Genomic DNA, 2,417 nt, shown 5'->3' with positions numbered 1-2,417 from the left:
GCAGTGGTTACCAATTTGGGTCAACCCGAACCGAATGTTAAAATACTATGGACGCCACCTGCTGGCAGCAATGCGAATAATCCTTATACCTTTAATATTTATGCATACGAAAAACTATGCAGTGTTAATAGGCGCTATATGTTTCGCTCGGCCGAGTTTAATGCCATACCGCAACCTAAGTTTACAGTAAAAATAGATACCAGTCTTTGCAGTCAACTAAAATTTTCGGCAACTACAATTCAAACGGGTACATTTAAATTAGATTGGTTGGTATACAATAATAAAGATACCATTAAACGCAGCAGCAGTGCCAAGGACAGTATTAACTTGCCTTACCCAGGTAAATGGTATGTTAAACTAAAAGTGCAAAATGCCCAATACGGTTGCACTAATCAGTATTTTGATTCCATAGAGCCAGTAAATGCAGCCATTGTATCGAATATAGGTAAACAAAAAACCAAGGTTTGTAAAAATACGAATTTGTCTTTTAGCAGTACTACTTTTAATAACCAAGGCACCCTCAATTACCAATGGTTTAATAACAAACAATTGGTAGCAACAACTGCTAATTACAATACTTTAATTACCGATACCAGCAAAATAAAATTCATAGTAAGCGATAAAAGAAATTGCAAAGCTTTGGATAGTATAACCATTACTACGTATCCAGATAAAATGGTTCAACATTTACCTGATACAGCCATTTGCAACAAAAGTAGCATTGCCATTTCTGCCTTGCCAACATCACCTAAAGATACCATCACCTGGTTGCATAACCAACAGCATACAGCCACACAATTATTATCTGTTGCCAATAGCTATGTGATTCAATACACCGATAGCAACCAATGTTTCGGAAGAGATACATTTTTGCTAAGAGAAGTTGTTCCATTTTTTATAAATCCTATGCAAGATGCCCAGTTGTGTAAAAACGATACCCTTGTATTTCAAGCACAATTGCAACCAGTAATAGCAGTAGATTCTTTGTTTTGGTACAAAGATGGTACCAGGGTAAGTAGCGCCATTCAGCCAAAAATTGTATTTAGTGCCCCTGCTACAATGGCGTTGAAAGTATTTGCAAAGCAATACAACAAACAATGCCAAGCCAATGATACATTCAATGTATCTGTATATCAAAAATCGGATATTGGATTTAATGTCCTTGCATTAGATTCATGCTTGCCAAGCAATAGCTTCCAGGTTACAAAAACAGGCCTGGCTGCAGCCAATAGCTTAATGCTTCATTGGGGCGATATGCAGTCGCAGGTACTTGTCAATACCGCCACACATCATTATTCAGATACAGGAATTTATACCCTTACCTTGTATGTCACTACAGCGAATAATTGCAAAGATACAGCCGTTAAAAAAGTGAGTGTTTATGCCGCACCCGATGCTCAATTTACAATCGATGATACGGTACAATGTGCAAGCGATAACAAAGTGACCCTTAACCTTAATTCACCGCTTCTTGGCGCTAATTTACATACCGTCAATTGGGGTGATAATATCATAGTTAGCCAAGTGCCCAATCGTTTATACAGTCATACCTACGATAAAAATAGCAACACCATTCAACGGTATACCATTTCGGTAAGCAGTAGTTTAAGTACGAATTGTACCGATACTGTGAATCGCATGGTCAGTATTTATCCAAATCCAGTTGTAAAAATAAAGGCCAATGGCTTGTGTCTAGGCGATACCACTTTGCTGTCTGCATCGATTTTAAATGCATTGCCAATTAAAACGTATGCCTGGTTAATAGAAAACCAAGCAAGTGGCAATTCGCCAACAACCTTTACTTATTTTGCAAGCATTGGTGCTTATAAGGCCAGTGTAAAAGTGGCCACCGATTCGCTGTGCGAAGGGTTTGATACATTGGAATTAAATATACTGGAGCGTCCGGTTGCAGCATTCGATTTTGAAAAAGCCCAACGCGATAATTTGTCTAATATTCCTTTTTATTTTACCGATCGGTCAACCAATGCCAATGGTTGGCTATGGACGATCAATACGAGTTATCAAAGTAAGCTTCAAAATTTGAAATACGATTTTACAGATACAGGATTTGCAAGAATAAAATTAGTTGTAAGCAATCAGAATACTTGTTATGATAGTATAGAGCGACTATTGCCCATCATAGAACGCATTAAATTTTATATACCGAATGTTTTTACACCTAATGCCGATGGAAGGAACGATGGATTTGGTTTACACAGCAGTCAGTATTTTTTAATCAAAACATTTAAAATGGAGGTGTTCAACCGTTGGGGCGAAATGGTATTTAAAACGACCGACATGACCGAACAATGGCACCCGGAAAAAGACCAACAAAGTATTTATTTAGTAAAAATCCTCATCAAAGATTTATACAATATCGATCAAGAAATATCGGGTGTGGTAGAGGTTTTGAGGTA

At 37.5% G+C, this 2,417-nt stretch carries 1 protein-coding gene; it reads left to right on the top strand.

Annotated elements, in window-relative coordinates:
* Nucleotides 1–15 precede the first annotated feature (15 nt).
* A partial coding sequence (locus PSU78_RS10025; protein ID WP_300387585.1) for a gliding motility-associated C-terminal domain-containing protein occupies nucleotides 16–2,417 on the top strand: 2,402 nt, incomplete at its 3' end.

Source organism: Methylotenera sp., assembly GCF_029945705.1.
Lineage (GTDB): Bacteria > Pseudomonadota > Gammaproteobacteria > Burkholderiales > Methylophilaceae > Methylotenera.
The sequence above is the reverse complement of the archived record's forward strand: the minus strand, read 5'-3'. Positions and strand labels throughout refer to the sequence as shown.